General features: G+C 57.5%; 1 protein-coding gene. It reads right to left on the bottom strand.

Translation table 11 applies throughout. The features are described from left to right. Positions 1-478 (bottom strand): hypothetical protein (locus tag E1189_RS03950; RefSeq protein ID WP_230460134.1); only part of this gene is annotated, 478 nt, incomplete at both ends.

The raw sequence follows: 478 nt of genomic DNA, 5'->3' as shown, positions 1-478 counted from the left end.
GGCCTGAGAGGCCAGCTCCTGACTGTCGTCCGACTCGCCGTTGTCGTCGCCGTCGTCATCAGACAGTTCTTTAAACTCCACCACCTTCGGCAGACCGGCGAGGTAGCTCTGCATAAAGCCACGCTGGCTGAGTTTCTTCTTGTCGTCGCCCTCACCGAACTCAACGACATCCTTGTCGCTGTCCAGAGTGGACATGAACTCGGCCAGTGCCGCCTGTTGAGCAGGCAGTACCTTGCCGTCCTTCACCAGCTGATCCAGATCGGAAGAAATGGCCTTGATAGCCAGTGCCTTCTCGGTGGCCTTGATCTGGGTTTCACGCTCGTTGAAGGCTGCGGTCTTGGCGTCAATCTCCGCCTGCTGCGCCTTCAGCTTGTCCTGCTCGGCCTTGAGCTCTTTTTCATCCATGGTGTTGCCCTCTGGGGATTTGGGGTTGGTGTCTTTTTTGGGTGCCTCGCTAAAGGCAGGGGATACAGCAAGG

Origin of the sequence: Parendozoicomonas verongulae (assembly GCF_009711465.1) — a bacterium.
Taxonomy (GTDB): Bacteria; Pseudomonadota; Gammaproteobacteria; order Pseudomonadales; family Endozoicomonadaceae; genus Sansalvadorimonas; species Sansalvadorimonas verongulae.
This window is presented reverse-complemented; position numbering and strand designations above follow the sequence as displayed.